The organism is Leclercia sp. Colony189 (assembly GCF_009740165.1).
GTDB lineage: Bacteria > Pseudomonadota > Gammaproteobacteria > Enterobacterales > Enterobacteriaceae > Enterobacter.
Genome location: NZ_CP046557.1, coordinates 4,406,530 through 4,423,861 on the forward strand (window position 1 = coordinate 4,406,530; position 17,332 = coordinate 4,423,861).

Below are 17,332 nucleotides of genomic sequence, written 5' to 3' on the forward strand. Positions count from 1 at the left end.
AGTACAAAGCAGAAGTGAAAATATAATCACGAAATATGCTTAAAAAATCACTTTATGGCAACTAAAAATCAACGATTGAGGAAATTAGCCAGCAGCTGGTGGCCCTGTTCGCTGAGAATGCTTTCGGGGTGGAACTGCACCCCTTCCAGATCCCATTCACGGTGACGGATACCCATGATCTCCTGCGTTTCGCTCCAGGCGGTGACCTCAAAGCAGTCGGGTAAGGTGGGCGGATCGATAATCAGTGAGTGATAGCGGGTGACGGTAAGGGGGTTGTTCAGACCGCAGAAAACTCCGACGCCGTTGTGCGTCACCGGGGAGGTTTTGCCATGCATCACTTTCGCTGCCCGCACAATGGTGGCGCCAAAGACCTGGGCGATGGCCTGATGCCCGAGGCAGACGCCCAGAATCGGCACTTCACCGGCATAGCGCTGGATCACCGCCAGCGAGATGCCAGACTCATCCGGCGTGCAGGGGCCGGGGGAGATAACGATTTTTTGCGGATTGAGCGTGGCGACATCCTCCAGCGAGAGTGCGTCGTTGCGCCGGACCACCACCTCCGCCCCCAGCTCGCAAAAATACTGGTACAGGTTCCAGGTGAAGGAATCGTAGTTATCAATCAGCAGAATCATGGCGGCTCCTGAAAAAATGGCCGCCCTATTCTACTCAGTTTCCCCGGCTTCGCTTACCACTTTACTGAAGATTGCGTTCAACGCGCTCAGATCCCCCATCGCACCGCTCTGGTTGGCCTGCGCCCACTCTTCCGGATCGATATCGCGCCAGTCAAGCTGGTAGCCCGCATGGATCGCCAGCTGCTCAAAGAAGATGCGCTGAACAATACCGTTGCCGATGCGGAACGGATGCAGAACGTTGATCTCGCAATAGTAGTGGCTGAGGCGGTTAATGAACTCCTCTCTCTTCAGCCCAACGAGATAGCCCTCCTCCTCCAGATCCTGCATCAGGGCGTTGCCCTCTTTTTCGATGTAGGCGAAGTGGCAGAAGCGGGTATCGCCCTGGTAAATATCCATCTCACGAATATCACCCGCCCAGTCAAAGATATCCTGATAGATATGCTGATGAATGGCGCACAGATGTGGGAGGCCGCGCAGCAGCGGCCCCAGCCCCAGGGTTGCCGCTCGCAGTGCGGTAAATTCATACGCCGCCTGCGCCAGACGCTCCGCCTGGCGGATGCCCAGCCGGTTACGCATGACATTCAGGCCGGGATAGAGATAGGGATCGCGATCGTTGCCGTATTTATCGCTCATACTGCCTCCTGAGCTCCTCAAGACGCAGTTCTGCCTCGTCGGCATTGAGCGTGACTAAGGGACTATCGACGCCTTCAAGACGGCGACTGGCCTGAAAATTCGCGTTTCGCTGTTGTTCCCAAAGACGGGATTTTTGCTTATCAGTGAGTTTTTTCACCCTTTTCCTCCCTGCTTGTGCCCGTGTTGCCACAAGTATAAGCAGCAAACTGCGGTTTCGCAGGGAGGTAAAGGCAACGCGGGCAAAACCTGCCCGCGCCATTACGGATTAAGGCAGGACTTTCGCAGAGAGGATAACTATCGGTTTTGACGGCACATTCTGGTAAGGGCCGACGTCGTGCGTCTGTACCTGAGAGATTTTATCGGCCACGTCCATGCCTTTCACAACTTTACCAAATACCGCATAGCCAAAGTCACGCTGGCCGTGGTCAAGGAAGGCGTTGTCCGCCACGTTGAGGAAGAACTGGCTGGTTGCGCTGTCTTTATCGGCGGTACGCGCCATAGAGATGGTGCCGCGGGTGTTACGCAGGCCGTTATCCGCTTCGTTCTTGATTGGCGGGTTTGGCTGCTTCTGCTGCATCTGATCGTTGAAGCCGCCGCCCTGCACCATAAAGCCCGGGATCACACGGTGGAACGTAGTGCCGTTATAAAAACCGCTGTTGACATAATCGAGGAAGTTTTTCACAGAAACGGGAGCTTTCTGACTGTTCAGTTCCAGCTCAATGTTGCCGGCAGAGGTGGTCAACAGAACGTGCGGGTCTCCTTTCGCTGCCAGCGCAGCAGGAGAGAGGGCTGAAAGAGCGAATACAGCCGCGACAGCCGCCAGAGTTGATTTGAGCATGAGAATTCCTTAACAAAGCGCAGTAAAGAAAGCGAATGGCTTGATTCTAAAGAGCAGTATGAATCCAGGCCAGCCCTTTACCTAATTTTACCTATTTGAAACAGATGTAACCGCCCGGCAAAGTCGTGCCAGCACCATTAACGTGATTAATATCACTATTTATCATGCAATGAATGATTAATTTGACCTAAAAGATTTAATTAGATCACATTCACGATTAAAATCTGGCCGCTCGCAGCGCAGCCAATGCGCTTTACACTTCTCTTCACAGGCCAGTCATGACTAACAGCAATCGTATCAAGCTCACATGGATCAGCTTCTTCTCCTACGCCCTCACCGGTGCGTTGGTAATTGTCACCGGGATGGTGATGGGAAATATCGCAGACTATTTCAACCTGCCCGTTTCCAGCATGAGTAACACCTTCACCTTTCTTAACGCCGGGATCCTGATCTCCATTTTTCTCAATGCCTGGCTGATGGAAATCGTCCCACTGAAAACCCAGCTGCGTTTTGGCTTTGTGCTGATGGTGCTTGCCGTGGCGGGTCTGATGCTCAGCCATAGCATCGCATTGTTCTCCGCCGCCATGTTTGTGCTGGGTCTGGTCAGCGGCATCACCATGTCGATTGGTACCTTCCTCATTACCCACATGTATGAAGGCCGTCAGCGCGGCGCGCGACTGCTCTTCACCGACTCCTTCTTCAGCATGGCAGGGATGATCTTCCCGATTGTGGCCGCCGCGCTGCTGGCCCGCAGCATTGAGTGGTACTGGGTTTACGCCTGCATTGGTCTGGTCTACGTGGCGATCTTTATTCTGACCTTCGGCTGTGACTTCCCGGTCCTGGGCAAAAAAGCGCAGACCACCAGCGAGCCGGTGGTGAAAGAAAAATGGGGGATTGGTGTCCTGTTCCTCTCCATCGCCGCCCTCTGCTACATCCTGGGTCAACTGGGCTTTATCTCCTGGGTGCCGGAGTATGCCAAAGGTCTGGGGATGAGCCTGAACGATGCCGGTAAGCTGGTGAGTGACTTCTGGATGTCGTACATGTTCGGCATGTGGGCGTTCAGCTTTATCCTGCGCTTCTTCGATCTGCAGCGGATCCTCACCGTGCTGGCGGGCGCCGCCACCGTGCTGATGTACCTGTTTATCAACGGTTCCCCGGAGCAGATGCCGTGGTTTATTCTGACGCTCGGCTTCTTCTCCAGCGCCATTTACACCTCAATCATCACCCTGGGCTCCCTGCAGACCAAAGTGGCTTCGCCGAAGCTGGTTAACTTCGTGCTGACCTGCGGCACCATCGGCACCATGCTGACCTTCGTGGTAACCGGCCCGATTGTGGCGCACAGCGGCCCGCTGGCAGCGTTACACACCGCCAATGGTCTTTATGCCGTGGTATTTGTAATGTGCCTGGTGCTGGGCTTCGTCACCCGCCACCGCCAGCATAACGCGGCGGCAGCGACGCACTAATCCTTATGCCCCTTTGCGCTCAGTAAAGGGGCTGTTTTTGGTAAAGCATACCTCTTCCCCACCGCTGTCCATCTGAACCCATGTCTGGGCTAACTGCGTGGCGGCAATGACCCTGCCCTGACGAATCGACCAGCGCACAGGCACCTGACAACGCACCGCCTCAAAGCCACTTTCCGCGGGCAGAATCACCAGATTCGCCGGATTCCCCGTCTCAATACCGTAATCGCTCAGCCCAAACGTTCTGGCGCTGTTATAGGTGATCAAGTTAAGTCCGCTATCAATTTGCTGATACCCCATCATCTGACAGACATGCAGCCCCATATGCAGCACCTGCAACATATTGCCGGTGCCCAGCGGATACCACGGATCAAACACGTCGTCATGGCCGAAGCAGACGTTGACGCCCGCCTCAAACAGCTCCTTCACGCGGGTAATGCCGCGCCGCTTCGGATAATCATCAAAGCGCCCCTGCAGATGGATATTCACCAGCGGATTGGCCACAAAGTTAATCCCGGAGAGCTTCAGCAGACGAAACAGCCGCGAAGTGTAAGCCCCGTTATAAGAGTGCATGGCGGTGGTATGGCTGGCAGTGACGCGCGGGCCGATCCCGGCCTCATACGCCAGCGTCGCCACCGTTTCGACAAACCGTGACTGTTCATCGTCGATCTCATCGCAGTGAATATCCAGCGGCCGGTCGTACTTCTTCGCCAGTTCAAAGGCGATATGCAGGGACTGGACGCCATACTCCCGGGTAAATTCGAAGTGCGGGATGGCGCCCACCACATCCGCCCCGAGCTTTAAGGCCTCTTCCAGCAGCGCCGCGCCATTCGGGTAAGAGAGAATCCCTTCCTGCGGGAAGGCCACAATCTGCAGCGTCACCCACGGGGCGACCTCCTGCTTCACCTCCAGCATCGCTTTCAGGGCGGTCAGCGTCGGGTCGGAGACATCCACATGGGTGCGCACAAACTGGATGCCGTTGGCGATCTGCCACTTCAGGGTTTTCCAGGCCCGGGCTTTAACATCCTCATGGCTGAGCAGCGCTTTGCGCTCTGCCCAACGCTCTATGCCTTCAAACAGCGTCCCGGACTGGTTCCAGTTCGGCTCACCTGCGGTCTGGGTGGTATCCAGGTGGATATGCGGTTCGATAAAAGGCGGGATGGCTAACCCTCCGCGGGCATTCAACACTTCATAGCTCTCACCCTGCTTTTCGCCCGTCGGGGTGATTTCGCCAAAACGACCGTTCTCAATAGCCAGTTGCCAAAAGCCTTCACGGCCCGGTAAACGGACGTTCTGAATAAGCCAAAGCGGTGCTGTAGACATCATATTCTCCCTAAGATGGGGGCTGAAATTCAGGAGTAGCTGAAATTAAAAATTAGCCTCCTGATTTGTACACATAATCATCGATTATGAAAAGCCTGCGATTTCCACGACTTATAAAAAACCTGACAAATCAGTCATCTACCCACTAAGGAGTAGTTGAAGGCGTATTTGATTTGCATCAATAAGCGCCGTTGCTGAATCGTTAAGGTAGGCAGTAATAGAAAAGAAATCGAGGCAAAAATGAGCAAAGTCAGACTCGCTATTATCGGTAACGGCATGGTCGGTCACCGCTTTATTGAGGATCTACTCGATAAAGCCGATGCCGCCCAGTTCGACATTACCGTGTTCTGTGAAGAACCCCGTAAGGCGTACGACCGCGTGCACCTCTCCTCCTATTTCTCTCACCACACCGCCGAGGAGCTCTCTCTGGTGCGCGAAGGTTTTTACGAGAAACATGGCGTGAAGGTGCTGGTGGGCGAGCGCGCTATCACCATCAACCGTCAGGAAAAAGTGATTCATTCCAGTGCGGGACGCACGGTTTTTTACGACAAGCTGATCATGGCGACTGGCTCCTATCCGTGGATCCCGCCGATCAAAGGCTCGGAAACCCAGGACTGCTTCGTCTATCGCACCATTGAAGATCTCAACGCCATCGAATCCTGCGCCCGTCGCAGTAAACGCGGCGCGGTGGTCGGCGGCGGCCTGCTCGGCCTCGAAGCCGCTGGCGCACTGAAGAACTTAGGCGTTGAAACCCACGTCATCGAATTTGCCCCGATGCTGATGGCAGAGCAGCTTGACCACATGGGTGGCGAGCAGCTCAAACGCAAAATTGAGAGCATGGGTGTGAAAGTTCACACCAGCAAAAATACCAAAGAGATCGTGCAGGAAGGCACCGAGGCGCGTAAAACCATGCGCTTTGCCGACGGCAGCGAGCTGGAAGTCGACTTTATCGTCTTCTCCACCGGTATTCGCCCGCGCGACAAGCTGGCCACCCAGTGCGGCCTGGCGGTTGCCCAGCGCGGCGGGATCATGATCAACTCTACCTGCCAGACCTCCGATCCGGATATCTACGCCATCGGCGAGTGCGCCAGCTGGGAAAACCACGTCTACGGTCTGGTCGCCCCTGGCTACAAAATGGCGCAGGTCGCCGTTGACCATATCCTCGGCAATGAAAACGCCTTCGAAGGCGCGGACATGAGCGCCAAGCTGAAACTGCTGGGCGTGGACGTAGGCGGTATCGGCGATGCGCATGGCCGTACGCCAAACTCCCGCAGCTACGTCTATCTCGACGAAAGCAAAGAGGTCTATAAACGTCTTATCGTCAGCGAAGATAACAAAACCCTGCTCGGCGCGGTGCTGGTGGGCGACACCAGCGATTTCGGCAACCTGCTGCAGCTGGTGCTGAACGCTATCGAACTGCCGGAGAACCCGGATGCGCTGATCCTGCCTGCTCATGCGGCCAGCGGTAAACCCTCTATCGGTGTCGATAAGCTGCCGGACAGCGCGCAAATTTGCTCCTGCTTCGATGTCACCAAAGGCATGCTGATTTCTGCCATCAACAAAGGCTGCCACACCGTGGCGGCGCTGAAAGCGGAAACCAAAGCCGGTACCGGCTGCGGCGGCTGTATCCCACTGGTGACCCAGGTGCTCAACGCCGAGCTGGCGAAACAGGGTATCGAAGTGAACAACAACCTGTGCGAGCACTTCGCTTACTCTCGCCAGGAGCTGTACCACCTGATCCGCGTGGAAGGCATCAAATCCTTCGACGAGCTGCTGCAAAAACATGGCCAGGGTTATGGCTGTGAAGTGTGTAAACCGACCGTCGGTTCTCTGCTGGCCTCCTGCTGGAATGAGTATGTGCTCAAACCACAGCACACGCCGCTGCAGGACACCAACGACAACTTCCTGGCGAACATCCAGAAAGATGGCACCTACTCGGTGATCCCACGCTCTGCCGGCGGCGAAATCACCCCGGAAGGGCTGGTGGCGGTCGGCCGCATCGCCCGCGAATTTAACCTCTACACCAAAATCACCGGCTCCCAGCGTATCGGCCTGTTCGGTGCGCAGAAAGATGACCTGCCGGAAATCTGGCGTCAGCTGATTGAAGCGGGCTTCGAAACCGGTCACGCCTATGCCAAAGCGCTGCGTATGGCGAAAACCTGCGTCGGCAGCACCTGGTGCCGTTACGGCGTGGGCGACAGCGTCGGCTTCGGCGTCGAGCTGGAAAACCGCTACAAAGGTATTCGTACCCCGCACAAAATGAAGTTCGGCGTCTCCGGCTGTACCCGTGAATGTGCCGAAGCGCAGGGTAAAGATGTGGGTATCATCGCCACTGAGAAAGGCTGGAACCTGTACGTCTGCGGTAACGGCGGGATGAAACCACGCCATGCAGATCTGCTGGCGGCGGATATCGACCGTGAAACGCTGATCAAATACCTCGACCGCTTCATGATGTTCTACATCCGTACCGCGGACAAACTGACCCGTACCGCGCCGTGGCTGGATAACCTGGAAGGCGGCATCGACTACCTGAAGTCCGTCATCATCGACGACAAGCTCGGCCTGAACGCGACGCTGGAAGAAGAGATGGCTCGCCTTCGCGACGCCGTGATTTGCGAATGGACAGAAACCGTCAACACCCCGTCGGCGCAGGTTCGCTTCAAACACTTTATCAACAGCAACCAGCGCGATCCGAGCGTGCAGGTCGTGCCTGAGCGCGAGCAGCATCGCCCGGCAACGCCGTATGAACGTATTCCGGTGATGCTGGTGGAGGAAAACGTATGAGCCAGTGGGTAAACATCTGCAACATCGACGAGATCCTGCCTGCCACCGGCGTATGCGCGCTGTTAGGTCATGAGCAGGTTGCCATTTTCCGTCCGCGCCACGACGAACAGGTTTTTGCCATCAGCAATATCGACCCGTTCTTTGAGGCCAGCGTGCTTTCCCGTGGGATTATCGCTGAGCATCAGGGGGAGCTGTGGGTTGCCAGCCCGCTGAAAAAGCAGCGCTTCCGCCTGAGCGACGGCCACTGTATGGAAGACGAAACCCGCTCCGTTAAACACTATGACGTTCGCGTGAAGGACGGCAAGGTGCAGCTGAGAGGCTGATTGAAACGGGGGCGCAATGCCCCCGCTATTTGTTTTGATTTTGATGTTGTAGGCCCGGCAAGCGCTGCGCCGCCGGGCAGTTGCCGGGTGGCGGAGCAGGCTCCTTATCCGGCCTACAACGTATTTATTCTTTCTTTCATTACTATTCTGGATAATCAAATGTTTACAGACACCATCAATAAGTGTGCGGCTAACGCTGCCCGGATTGCACGCCTCAGTAAAAACAGTCCTCTCGGCTTCTGGATCAGCTCCGCCATGGCGGGCGCCTATGTCGGCCTGGGGATCATTTTAATTTTCACTCTTGGTAACCTCGTCGACCCGTCTGTGCGTCCGCTGGTGATGGGCGCCACCTTCGGGATCGCTTTAACCCTGGTCATCATCGCCGGTTCTGAACTGTTCACCGGTCACACCATGTTCCTGACGCTGGGTGTCAAAGCGGGCACCATCACTCAGGGCCAGATGTGGGGCATTCTGCCGCAGACCTGGCTCGGTAACCTGGTGGGCTCGGTGTTTGTCGCGCTGCTGTATAGCTGGGGCGGCGGAAGCCTGTTGCCGGTCGATACCAGCCTCGTGCACACCGTCGCGCTGGCAAAAACTACCGCCCCGGCGATGGTGCTCTTCTTTAAAGGCGCGCTCTGTAACTGGCTGGTTTGCCTGGCTATCTGGATGGCAATCCGTACTGACGGCGCCGCGAAGTTCATCGCTATCTGGTGGTGTCTGCTGGCCTTTATCGCCTCTGGCTACGAACACTCCATCGCCAACATGACGCTGTTTGCCCTCTCCTGGTTCGGTCACCACAGCGAAGCGTATACCCTGTCAGGTATCGGCCATAACCTGTTGTGGGCAACGCTTGGCAATACCCTTTCCGGGGTTGTATTTATGGGTTGGGGTTACTGGTATGCTACCCCTAAAGCGGAGCGTCCGACTCCTGCAACCATCGCAACCGTTCAGGCGAAAGCCAACCAGTAAGAGGTAATGTCGTGGATCACCTGCCAATATTCTGTCAATTACGCAATCGTGACTGCCTGCTTGTAGGTGGTGGCGATGTGGCTGAACGCAAAGCCCGCCTGCTGTTAGACGCAGGTGCCCGACTTACCGTCAATGCCCTCGACTTCGCCCCGCAATTCACCGTGTGGGCGCAGGAAGGGATGCTCACCCTCGTTGAGGGTGAGTTCAACGAAACGCTGCTCGATACCTGCTGGCTGACCATCGCCGCCACCGACGACGATGCGGTTAACCAGCGCGTTAGCGATGCCTGTGAAGCGCGGCGGATCTTCTGCAACGTGGTGGATGCGCCGAAAGAGGCGAGCTTTATCATGCCGTCGATTATCGACCGCTCGCCGTTGATGGTCGCTGTCTCCTCCGGTGGCACCTCGCCGGTACTGGCGCGCCTGCTGCGTGAAAAGCTGGAAGCCATTCTGCCGCAGCATTTAGGCCAGGTGGCCCAGTATGCGGGGCAGCTGCGAAGCCGTGTGAAAAAGCAGTTTGCCACCGTGGGCGAACGCCGTCGTTTCTGGGAAAAATTCTTTGTGAACGACCGGCTGGCGCAGTCGCTGGCGAATCAGGATCAAAAGGCCGTGGATGAAACCACCGAGCAACTGATCAATGCCCCGCTCGATCACCGGGGCGAAGTGGTGCTGGTGGGTGCCGGTCCGGGTGATGCCGGCCTGTTAACCCTGAAAGGGCTACAGCAGATCCAGCAGGCGGATATCGTGGTCTATGACCGCCTGGTCTCTGACGACATTATGAACCTGGTGCGCCGGGATGCCGACCGGGTGTTTGTCGGCAAGCGCGCAGGTTACCACTGCGTTCCGCAGGAAGAGATTAACCAGATCCTGCTGCGTGAAGCCCAGAAGGGTAAACGCGTGGTGCGGCTGAAAGGCGGCGATCCGTTTATCTTCGGGCGCGGCGGCGAGGAGCTGGAGACGCTATGCGAAGCGGGCATTCCCTTCTCGGTGGTGCCGGGCATTACCGCAGCCTCCGGTTGCTCCGCCTATTCCGGCATTCCGCTGACCCATCGCGATTACGCCCAGAGCGTACGTCTGGTTACCGGCCATCTGAAAACCGGCAGCGAGCTGGACTGGCATAACCTGGCCGCAGAAAAACAGACTCTGGTCTTCTATATGGGGCTGAACCAGGCGGCGACGATACAGGCGAAACTGCTTGAACATGGCATGGATGCAGAAATGCCGGTTGCGCTGGTAGAGAACGGCACATCGATTAAACAGCGCGTGGTCAGCGGCGTGTTAACCCAGTTGGGCGAGCTGGCGCAGCAGGTTGAAAGCCCGGCGCTGATCGTGGTGGGTCGCGTGGTGGCGCTGCGTGACAAACTCAACTGGTTTTCGAACCACTAAGCCCGGCTGAACATATTCCCCGCCAAATGAGTAGTCCTGTAATGGACTACTCCTCTCCTGACGCCGTCGATAACATACCTTCCGCGAAAGCACATTTTCTATATATTCCCTCACGTTACAGACAAGGAAGCGTTATGTTCAAACTGGCAAAGATTGCCCTGGTTGCAGGCATCTTAACAACCCTGACGGCGTGCACTGGCCATGTGCAAAACACCAAAAATAACTGCAGCTACGATTACCTGCTCCACCCGGCGATCTCCATCTCTAAGATCATCGGTGGCTGCGGCCCGGCAGCAAATCAGTAATCGTTTCGCAGGCAATAAAAAAACCGGGAAATTCCCGGTTTTTTTATATCCCGTAGGCCGGGTAAGGCGAAGCCGCCACCCGGCAAACAAGCTTAAGGCTTCGCCACAAACCCAATCGCTTCGTAGACCGCTTTCAGGGTTTCTGAGGCGCGTGCGCTGGCCTTCTCGGCGCCCTCTTTCATCACCTTCTGCAGGTAAGCTTCGTCATTGCGGAACTGGTGATAGCGCGCCTGCAGCTCGGTGAGCATGCCGGAAACCGCTTCAGCCACTTCACCTTTCAGATGGCCATACATCTTACCTTCGAAGTGCTGCTCCAGCTCCGGAATGGTACGGCCCGTCACGCCAGAGAGAATATCCAGCAGGTTAGAGACGCCCGCTTTGTTCTGCACGTCGTAACGCACTACAGGCGGCTCATCTGAGTCAGTAACCGCACGCTTGAGCTTCTTCACTACCGCTTTCGGATCTTCCAGCAGGCCGATAACGTTATTACGGTTATCGTCCGACTTGGACATCTTTTTGGTCGGTTCCAGCAGGGACATCACGCGGGCACCGGACTTCGGAATAAACGGCTCCGGCACTTTGAAGACATCACCATACAGCGCGTTAAAGCGCTGGGCGATATCGCGGCTCAGCTCCAGATGCTGCTTCTGATCTTCACCCACCGGCACCTGGTTGGTCTGGTAGAGCAGAATGTCAGCGGCCATCAGCACCGGGTAATCAAACAGACCGGCGTTGATGTTTTCCGAATAGCGGGCCGATTTGTCCTTGAACTGCGTCATGCGGCTCAGTTCGCCAAAGTAGGTGTAGCAGTTCAGCGCCCAGCCCAGCTGCGCATGCTCCGGCACGTGAGACTGAACGAAAATGGTGCTTTTCTCCGGGTCGATACCACAGGCCAGATAGAGCGCAAGCGTATCCAGCGTGGCCTTACGCAGTTTCTCAGGATCCTGACGCGCGGTGATAGCGTGCAAATCCACGATGCAATAAATGCAATGGTAATCATCCTGCATGCCAACCCACTGACGCAGCGCACCCATATAGTTGCCAATGGTCAGTTCACCTGAGGGCTGTGCGCCACTAAATACGATGGGCTTAGTCATTTTTCAATTCCTGATTTTCACTGTGCGAAAGCCCGAGAACGGGCAACAAATCTTTGAAGTGGTCGAAGACAAAATCCGGCTCACTCAGCGTAATGGATTCACCGTAGTTATAGCCATAAGTCAGGCCAACGGACGGGCAGCCTGCGGCCCTGGCAGCCAGAATATCATTGCGCGAATCACCCACAAAGAGCAGCGCTTCAGGCGGTAAGGATAATTTTCCTGCCACCAGCAGTAGCGGTTCCGGATGCGGCTTCTTGTTCTGCACATCGTCGCCGCCGACAATAACCGAGAAATAGTGAGCGATATCGAGCGCTTCCAGCAGCGGGGCGACGAACGCCGTCGGCTTGTTGGTCACCAGCCCTAGCGGCAGACCCTGAGCATGCAGCGCGCTCAGCGTAGCGGCCACATCCGGGAACAGGAAGCTACCCTCTTCCACCGTCTCTTCATAAAAACGGTTAAACAGCTTACGCAGGATACGCACCTGCTCTTCCTGAGGGATGTCTGCATGATCGACACCCGGCTTGCCCTGCGCCGCACGTTGAACAGCACGCTCCTGGCGCGCCCAGGTCAGCGCGCGCTCCATCAGCACGTCAGCCCCGTTACCGATCCACGTCACCACACGTTCTTCGCCCGCCACCGGCAGCTCCAGCGCGTACAGCGCCTGATCGACCGCCGCGGTTAAACCCGGTGCGCTGTCCACCAGCGTACCGTCGAGGTCAAATGCAACACCCCGAATTGCCTGCAAATTATCCATGACTTACCTTCGCCAGTTCACTGCGCATTTCATCAATGACTTTTTTGTAGTCCGGCTGATCGAAAATAGCCGAACCCGCGACAAACATATCTGCCCCCGCCGCCGCGATTTCGCCGATGTTGCTGACCTTCACGCCGCCATCCACTTCGAGGCGGATATCAAAGCCAGACTCGTCGATACGGCGACGTACTTCCCGCAGTTTATCCAGCGTATGCGGAATGAAAGACTGCCCGCCAAAGCCCGGGTTAACGGACATCAGCAGGATCACGTCCAGCTTGTCCATGACGTAATCCAGGTAGCTCAGCGGCGTGGCCGGATTGAAGACCAGGCCCGCCTTACAGCCGTGCTCTTTGATCAGCTGTAGCGTACGGTCAACGTGTTCGGAGGCTTCAGGATGGAAGGTGATGATGCTGGCACCCGCGGCGGCAAAATCTGGCACGATGCGATCGACCGGTTTTACCATCAGGTGCACGTCAATCGGTGCGGTCACGCCATAATTGCGCAGCGCCTTCAGGACCATCGGGCCGATGGTCAGGTTAGGCACGTAGTGGTTATCCATAACGTCGAAATGAACGACATCCGCACCGGCAGCCAGTGCTTTCGCGGTATCTTCGCCCAGCCGGGCAAAATCAGCCGAAAGAATTGAGGGTGCAATCAAATACTGTTTCATCCGCATCTCCTTGAACTTTGTTTAACGGCGGGCGAAACGGCTCAGGGCAGATAGAGTGCCAGCAGTTCGTCCACCTTTTTACGTGTGCCGCCGTTGCTGCTGATGCTGCGCCGGACTTTGACCTGAAAATGCTCCGCGGCCTTGTACCATTCGCGCGTATCGGGCGTATCGTGATTCGAAATTAACACCGGGATACTTTTGCTGACCAGCTTTTCCGCCATCCCCGCCAGATGCGCCTGCTCGGCAGGGCTAAAGCTGTTGGTGTGATAAGCGGTAAAGTTCGCCGTAGCAGACAGCGGTGCGTACGGGGGGTCACAGTAAACCACCGAATTGACGTCAGCAAGGTTCATACACTCTTCATACGAGAGGCAATAAAACTCTGCATTCTGCGCTTTTTCAGCAAAGTGATACAGCTCGGCCTGAGGGAAATAGGGACGCTTGTAGCGGCCAAACGGCACGTTGAATTCACCACGCAGATTATACCGGCACAGGCCGTTGTAACCGTGGCGATTAAGATAGAGGAACAGCAGCGCACGGCGGAACTTATCCTGGCACTGATTAAACTCAGCGCGATGCTGATAGTAAACGTCCGGGGTGTTGTTCTCTGGCGTAAACAGCTTGCGCGCCTCATCGACGTACTCATCGGTACGCTCTTTTACGATGTTGTAAAGACTGATCAGGTCGCTGTTGATATCCGCAAGGATATAGCGGGAGTAGTTGGTATTGAGAAATACCGAGCCCGCACCAACAAAGGGTTCGACAAGACACTCGCCGTCTGGCAGGTGTTTTTGAATATCATCGAGCAGGGGGTATTTCCCCCCTGCCCATTTCAAAAAAGCGCGATTTTTTTTCATGCTGACTAACTGATTACACCTTCTCCGGCTGTGGAGAAAGCTCCGACAGCATCCTGCGCTTCACAGATTACTTCAAATCGGACTGAACCTGACGGATCGGCTTCGCCCACGGATTTTTCGCCTGAACGTCGGCTGGCAGTGTGGCAACCGCGCGTTTTGCTTCGTCTTTCGATGAGTACACACCGCTTACCAGCACATACCATGGCTGACCGTTACGGGTGGTCTCATAGACAACAAAGTTTTTCAGGTTCGATTTTTTCGCCCAGCCGTTGAGGTTGTCATAGCTGGAAGAGCTGCTCAGCTGCAACGTGTAGTTGGTGGACGGCGCAGACTTCAGTGAACTCACGTTCCCTGTCGATTTACCGGTGCTGGCAGAAGCCGCCGGGGCGCTCGCCGCTGGCGTCGATGCTGTTGCGGTCGGCGCTGGCGTTGCTTTCGGTGCCGTCGCGGTTGTCGCAGGCGCTTTCGCCGGGGCGCTGGTTGCCGTCTCAGTGTGCTTCGGCTGCGCGGCTGCTTTAGGCGCTTCTGCTTTCGCAACAGGCTGCGGCTTCGCTTCACGCTTCGGCTCAATTACCGCCTGCTTACGCTCCTGATGCTGCGCAGGTTTAGTCTGACGTGGCGCAGATTCTGCCGCCGCCGTCTGCTGTTGCCCGGTAGCACCACGGATTGGCGCTACGGTCGCAGGCTCGGTCGGCAGGGTGGAGTTCACCACTACATTGTTAACCTGCTGCTCGCTCTGCGGCTGCGTCAGGGCGTTATTCAGATTGCCCTGAACCTCAACGCGCTGCTGGCCTTCAGGAGTAGCCGGAGACTGGCCCTGAGTCGGCGTGGAGGCAACAGGCGGCAGAGAGATCTCCTGCTGCGTATTCTCTGCGGAGGTAGCGCCTGGCGCTGGCTGCGAGCCATTTGCCTGGTCGGCAGCGCTGCCAGAAAGATCGATACTCTTCTCGCCGGAAGCAGTTTGTTCAGCAGGCGAGGTGGACGGGGCTTTCAGTGCGGAGCCGACGCCGATAATCAGCAGCAGCAGGACCAGCACCCCCAGGCCCATCATAATATACTGGCGGGAAGCGGGTTTCGCCGCAGCGGCCTTACGCTTGCGCGGGCGACGCTGTACGGGCGCTTCGTCCATTGAATCATCTTCGGACTCATAATCCTCTTCTTCACGCTCCTCGCGGGCGGCGCGGCCACGCGAAGGACGAGGATCGTCATTGTCCAGATCGACCTCATCAAAGTTGATTTGCGGCTCGTTATCGCGTTCTGAAGATTGGCGAGTACGACCAGTACGACGATCGCTGGGATCGGGTTTCAGCTCGTCTTCTGGTTTGAATTCATCCATTTAACACCCCACTAAAAGGCTTATGCCTACGACTTTGCACATCACCTGAAGCAAAATGGCTACGTATTACCGCAGCCGGACCTTTCTAATAGTTACGCTTGCTGGCAATCAGCAATAGCGCCAAGAACGACATCGTGCGGCACACCGCCACGAACTTCACTCTTTCCGATTGCAAGCGGGAGTACCAGACGCATCTCGCCTGCTAATACTTTTTTATCACGCATCATGTGCGGCAAGTAGGCCTGCGCTGACATTTCGCGCGGTCCCGTCACCGGTAACCCGGCACGCTCAAGCAACGTGATAATGCGTTGTGTATCCGCCTTGCTGAACTGACCCAGGCGCTCCGAGGTGCGAGCGGCCATCACCATCCCTGCCGCCACGGCCTCGCCATGCAGCCAGTTACCGTAGCCCATTTCGGCTTCGATAGCATGGCCATAGGTGTGCCCCAGATTCAGTAAAGCACGTAAGCCTGTTTCGCGCTCGTCTGCGGCAACCACTTCTGCTTTCAGCTCACAACAACGGCGAATACAGTACGCCATCGCCTGACCATCCAGGCGCAATAAGGCGTCCATATTCTCTTCAAGCCAGCTAAAGAACTCGCCATCCAGAATAATGCCGTACTTGATCACTTCCGCCAGGCCAGATGCCAGCTCGCGCTTCGGCAGCGTTTGCAGGCAGTCGAGATCCACCACCACCGACGCGGGCTGATAGAACGCGCCAATCATGTTTTTGCCAAGCGGATGGTTTACGGCGGTTTTGCCGCCAACAGAAGAGTCAACCTGCGACAACAGCGTGGTCGGGATCTGAATAAAACGAACGCCACGCTGATAGCTTGCTGCCGCAAACCCGGTCAGATCGCCAACAACACCGCCGCCTAATGCCAGCAGTGTTGTGTCGCGACCGTGCGGTTTTTGCAGTAATGCGGTGAAGACGGTATCAAGTACCGTCAGGCTTTTATACTGTTCGCCATCAGGCAGAATCACACTGTCGACCTTCACGCCAGCCTGTTCAAGCAGCTGACGTACGCGGTCGAGATAAAGCGGAGCCAGCGTCTCATTGGTGACCAGCATTGCCTGATCACCCGCTTTCAGTGGTAAGAAGGAAGCTGGGTCGTTAAACAAACCAGCCGCGATAGTGATAGGGTAACTCCGTTCACCGAGAGTGACTGTAATCCTCTCCATAGCGCGACATCCACCTTAAATACTTTTTACCCGCAGGCGAGTATATATAAAGCCAGAATCAGTTGCTTTCCAGCATATGAATAATCTGGTTTGCGACCACTTTAGCGCTCTGATCGTCTGTGCGAATGGTGACGTCAGCAATCTCTTCGTACAGGGGATTGCGTTCATCTGCCAGCGCTTCCAGAACTTCACGTGGAGGCGTCTCAACCTGCAGCAACGGGCGTTTTTTATCACGCTGCGTACGCGCCAGTTGTTTTTCGATGGTCGTTTCGAGATAGACCACGACACCGCGGGCGGAGAGACGGTTGCGAGTTTCGCGAGATTTTACAGAGCCGCCGCCAGTAGCCAGCACAATGCCCTGTTTTTCCGTAAGTTCATTGATGACTTTTTCTTCTCGGTCACGGAAACCCTCTTCGCCTTCTACATCGAAGACCCAGCCCACATCAGCTCCGGTTCGTTTCTCAATCTCTTGATCAGAATCGTAAAATTCCATATTGAGTTGTTGAGCTAACTGGCGCCCAATAGTGCTTTTGCCGGCACCCATAGGCCCAACCAGAAAGATATTGCGTTTCTCTGCCATTTTTTCGGTACTACTAAGACTATTCGTTAATGGTAAACCCGCTTCGCCGATACCTGGCGTAACAGGACATGAACTGAAACCTCATATGCGATAGAGCGAGAGTCAGACTAAAAATTATCTCAATACTCCAGCTTGTTTGGCAACAGAATAAATCACCCTGCCTGCCGCTTAAGTTGTTAAGGTGTGAGATTGAGTAGGCTGATTCTCA

18 protein-coding genes are annotated in these 17,332 nt (G+C 55.9%); 6 read left to right on the forward strand and 12 right to left on the reverse strand.

Translation table 11 applies throughout. The features are described from left to right. Positions 1-68: 68 nt before the first annotated feature. From pabA to ppiA, 4 genes are all read right to left on the reverse strand, one after another. Positions 69-632, reverse strand: coding sequence for an aminodeoxychorismate synthase component 2 (gene pabA / locus GNG29_RS21100; RefSeq protein ID WP_156655299.1), 564 nt, complete (start codon positions 630-632; stop codon positions 69-71). 30 nt (positions 633-662) lie between these two features. Continuing rightward, complete coding sequence (locus GNG29_RS21105) at positions 663-1,265, reverse strand: putative adenosine monophosphate-protein transferase Fic (protein ID WP_156655300.1); 603 nt, start codon at positions 1,263-1,265, stop codon at positions 663-665. Then, entirely contained in the window at positions 1,255-1,422 is a 168-nt protein-coding gene (locus GNG29_RS21110; RefSeq protein WP_103177289.1) for a YhfG family protein, read from the reverse strand. The genes GNG29_RS21105 and GNG29_RS21110 overlap by 11 nt, the downstream gene beginning before the upstream one ends. Positions 1,423-1,530: 108 nt before the next feature. Beyond that, the gene (gene ppiA, locus GNG29_RS21115; protein WP_103177290.1) at positions 1,531-2,103 is read right to left on the reverse strand and encodes a peptidylprolyl isomerase A; all 573 of its coding nucleotides are present in this window, start codon (positions 2,101-2,103) and stop codon (positions 1,531-1,533) included. Between the two features lie 278 nt (positions 2,104-2,381). On the opposite strand from ppiA, the gene tsgA reads away from it, so the two are divergent. Continuing rightward, positions 2,382-3,566: an MFS transporter TsgA gene (tsgA, locus tag GNG29_RS21120; protein ID WP_103177291.1), complete on the forward strand. Its 1,185-nt coding sequence runs from the start codon at positions 2,382-2,384 to the stop codon at positions 3,564-3,566. A 3-nt stretch (positions 3,567-3,569) separates the two neighbouring features. Here tsgA and GNG29_RS21125 read toward each other — a convergent pair whose 3' ends face one another. Continuing rightward, positions 3,570-4,886, reverse strand: a complete 1,317-nt coding sequence (locus GNG29_RS21125; RefSeq protein WP_156655301.1) for a cytosine deaminase — start codon at positions 4,884-4,886, stop codon at positions 3,570-3,572. 240 nt (positions 4,887-5,126) lie between these two features. Here GNG29_RS21125 and nirB point away from each other — a divergent pair, with 240 nt between their 5' ends. The 5 genes from nirB (at position 5,127) to GNG29_RS21150 (ending at position 10,652) form a co-directional block, all read left to right on the forward strand. Next, a complete protein-coding gene (nirB, locus tag GNG29_RS21130) occupies positions 5,127-7,670 on the forward strand; it encodes a nitrite reductase large subunit NirB (protein WP_103177293.1) in 2,544 nt (847 codons plus the stop codon). Continuing rightward, the gene (nirD, locus tag GNG29_RS21135; RefSeq protein ID WP_103177294.1) at positions 7,667-7,993 is read left to right on the forward strand and encodes a nitrite reductase small subunit NirD; all 327 of its coding nucleotides are present in this window, start codon (positions 7,667-7,669) and stop codon (positions 7,991-7,993) included. The genes nirB and nirD overlap by 4 nt, the downstream gene beginning before the upstream one ends. 159 nt (positions 7,994-8,152) lie before the next feature. Beyond that, positions 8,153-8,962: a nitrite transporter NirC gene (gene nirC, locus GNG29_RS21140; protein WP_156655302.1), complete on the forward strand. Its 810-nt coding sequence runs from the start codon at positions 8,153-8,155 to the stop codon at positions 8,960-8,962. 11 nt (positions 8,963-8,973) lie between these two features. Continuing rightward, on the forward strand, positions 8,974-10,347 hold the full coding sequence (cysG, locus tag GNG29_RS21145; protein ID WP_103177296.1) for a siroheme synthase CysG: 1,374 nt from the start codon (positions 8,974-8,976) through the stop codon (positions 10,345-10,347). A 134-nt stretch (positions 10,348-10,481) separates the two neighbouring features. Continuing rightward, entirely contained in the window at positions 10,482-10,652 is a 171-nt protein-coding gene (locus tag GNG29_RS21150; protein WP_032614785.1) for a YhfL family protein, read from the forward strand. Between the two features lie 92 nt (positions 10,653-10,744). Here the strand turns inward: GNG29_RS21150 and trpS are convergent, their stop codons facing one another. The 7 genes from trpS to aroK form a co-directional block, all read right to left on the reverse strand. Then, a complete protein-coding gene (trpS, locus tag GNG29_RS21155) occupies positions 10,745-11,749 on the reverse strand; it encodes a tryptophan--tRNA ligase (RefSeq protein WP_103177297.1) in 1,005 nt (334 codons plus the stop codon). Next, entirely contained in the window at positions 11,742-12,503 is a 762-nt protein-coding gene (gph, locus tag GNG29_RS21160) for a phosphoglycolate phosphatase (protein ID WP_103177298.1), read from the reverse strand. Before gph ends, trpS begins: the two co-directional genes overlap by 8 nt. Further along, positions 12,496-13,173: a ribulose-phosphate 3-epimerase gene (gene rpe, locus GNG29_RS21165; protein ID WP_103824819.1), complete on the reverse strand. Its 678-nt coding sequence runs from the start codon at positions 13,171-13,173 to the stop codon at positions 12,496-12,498. Before rpe ends, gph begins: the two co-directional genes overlap by 8 nt. Positions 13,174-13,214: 41 nt before the next feature. Further along, the gene (dam, locus tag GNG29_RS21170; protein WP_103177300.1) at positions 13,215-14,027 is read right to left on the reverse strand and encodes an adenine-specific DNA-methyltransferase; all 813 of its coding nucleotides are present in this window, start codon (positions 14,025-14,027) and stop codon (positions 13,215-13,217) included. 67 nt (positions 14,028-14,094) lie between these two features. Continuing rightward, entirely contained in the window at positions 14,095-15,363 is a 1,269-nt protein-coding gene (damX, locus tag GNG29_RS21175) for a cell division protein DamX (RefSeq protein WP_103177301.1), read from the reverse strand. A 92-nt stretch (positions 15,364-15,455) separates the two neighbouring features. Continuing rightward, the gene (aroB, locus tag GNG29_RS21180) at positions 15,456-16,544 is read right to left on the reverse strand and encodes a 3-dehydroquinate synthase (RefSeq protein ID WP_103177302.1); all 1,089 of its coding nucleotides are present in this window, start codon (positions 16,542-16,544) and stop codon (positions 15,456-15,458) included. A gap of 58 nt (positions 16,545-16,602) precedes the next feature. Beyond that, on the reverse strand, positions 16,603-17,124 hold the full coding sequence (gene aroK, locus GNG29_RS21185; RefSeq protein ID WP_003861630.1) for a shikimate kinase AroK: 522 nt from the start codon (positions 17,122-17,124) through the stop codon (positions 16,603-16,605). Between the last annotated feature and the right edge of the window lie 208 nt (positions 17,125-17,332).

Bases quoted from the DNA above. Each gene is read 5' to 3' on its own strand.
- damX (WP_103177301.1), bottom strand. From the start codon at position 15,363: ATGGATGAATTCAAACCAGAAGACGAGCTGAAACCCGATCCCAGCGAT.
- nirB (WP_103177293.1), top strand. From the start codon at position 5,127: ATGAGCAAAGTCAGACTCGCTATTATCGGTAACGGCATGGTCGGTCAC.
- gph (WP_103177298.1), bottom strand. From the start codon at position 12,503: ATGGATAATTTGCAGGCAATTCGGGGTGTTGCATTTGACCTCGACGGT.
- rpe (WP_103824819.1), bottom strand. From the start codon at position 13,173: ATGAAACAGTATTTGATTGCACCCTCAATTCTTTCGGCTGATTTTGCC.
- nirC (WP_156655302.1), top strand. From the start codon at position 8,153: ATGTTTACAGACACCATCAATAAGTGTGCGGCTAACGCTGCCCGGATT.
- tsgA (WP_103177291.1), top strand. From the start codon at position 2,382: ATGACTAACAGCAATCGTATCAAGCTCACATGGATCAGCTTCTTCTCC.
- pabA (WP_156655299.1), bottom strand. From the start codon at position 632: ATGATTCTGCTGATTGATAACTACGATTCCTTCACCTGGAACCTGTAC.
- aroK (WP_003861630.1), bottom strand. From the start codon at position 17,124: ATGGCAGAGAAACGCAATATCTTTCTGGTTGGGCCTATGGGTGCCGGC.
- ppiA (WP_103177290.1), bottom strand. From the start codon at position 2,103: ATGCTCAAATCAACTCTGGCGGCTGTCGCGGCTGTATTCGCTCTTTCA.
- dam (WP_103177300.1), bottom strand. From the start codon at position 14,027: ATGAAAAAAAATCGCGCTTTTTTGAAATGGGCAGGGGGGAAATACCCC.
- GNG29_RS21105 (WP_156655300.1), bottom strand. From the start codon at position 1,265: ATGAGCGATAAATACGGCAACGATCGCGATCCCTATCTCTATCCCGGC.
- GNG29_RS21125 (WP_156655301.1), bottom strand. From the start codon at position 4,886: ATGTCTACAGCACCGCTTTGGCTTATTCAGAACGTCCGTTTACCGGGC.
- GNG29_RS21150 (WP_032614785.1), top strand. From the start codon at position 10,482: ATGTTCAAACTGGCAAAGATTGCCCTGGTTGCAGGCATCTTAACAACC.
- aroB (WP_103177302.1), bottom strand. From the start codon at position 16,544: ATGGAGAGGATTACAGTCACTCTCGGTGAACGGAGTTACCCTATCACT.
- nirD (WP_103177294.1), top strand. From the start codon at position 7,667: ATGAGCCAGTGGGTAAACATCTGCAACATCGACGAGATCCTGCCTGCC.
- trpS (WP_103177297.1), bottom strand. From the start codon at position 11,749: ATGACTAAGCCCATCGTATTTAGTGGCGCACAGCCCTCAGGTGAACTG.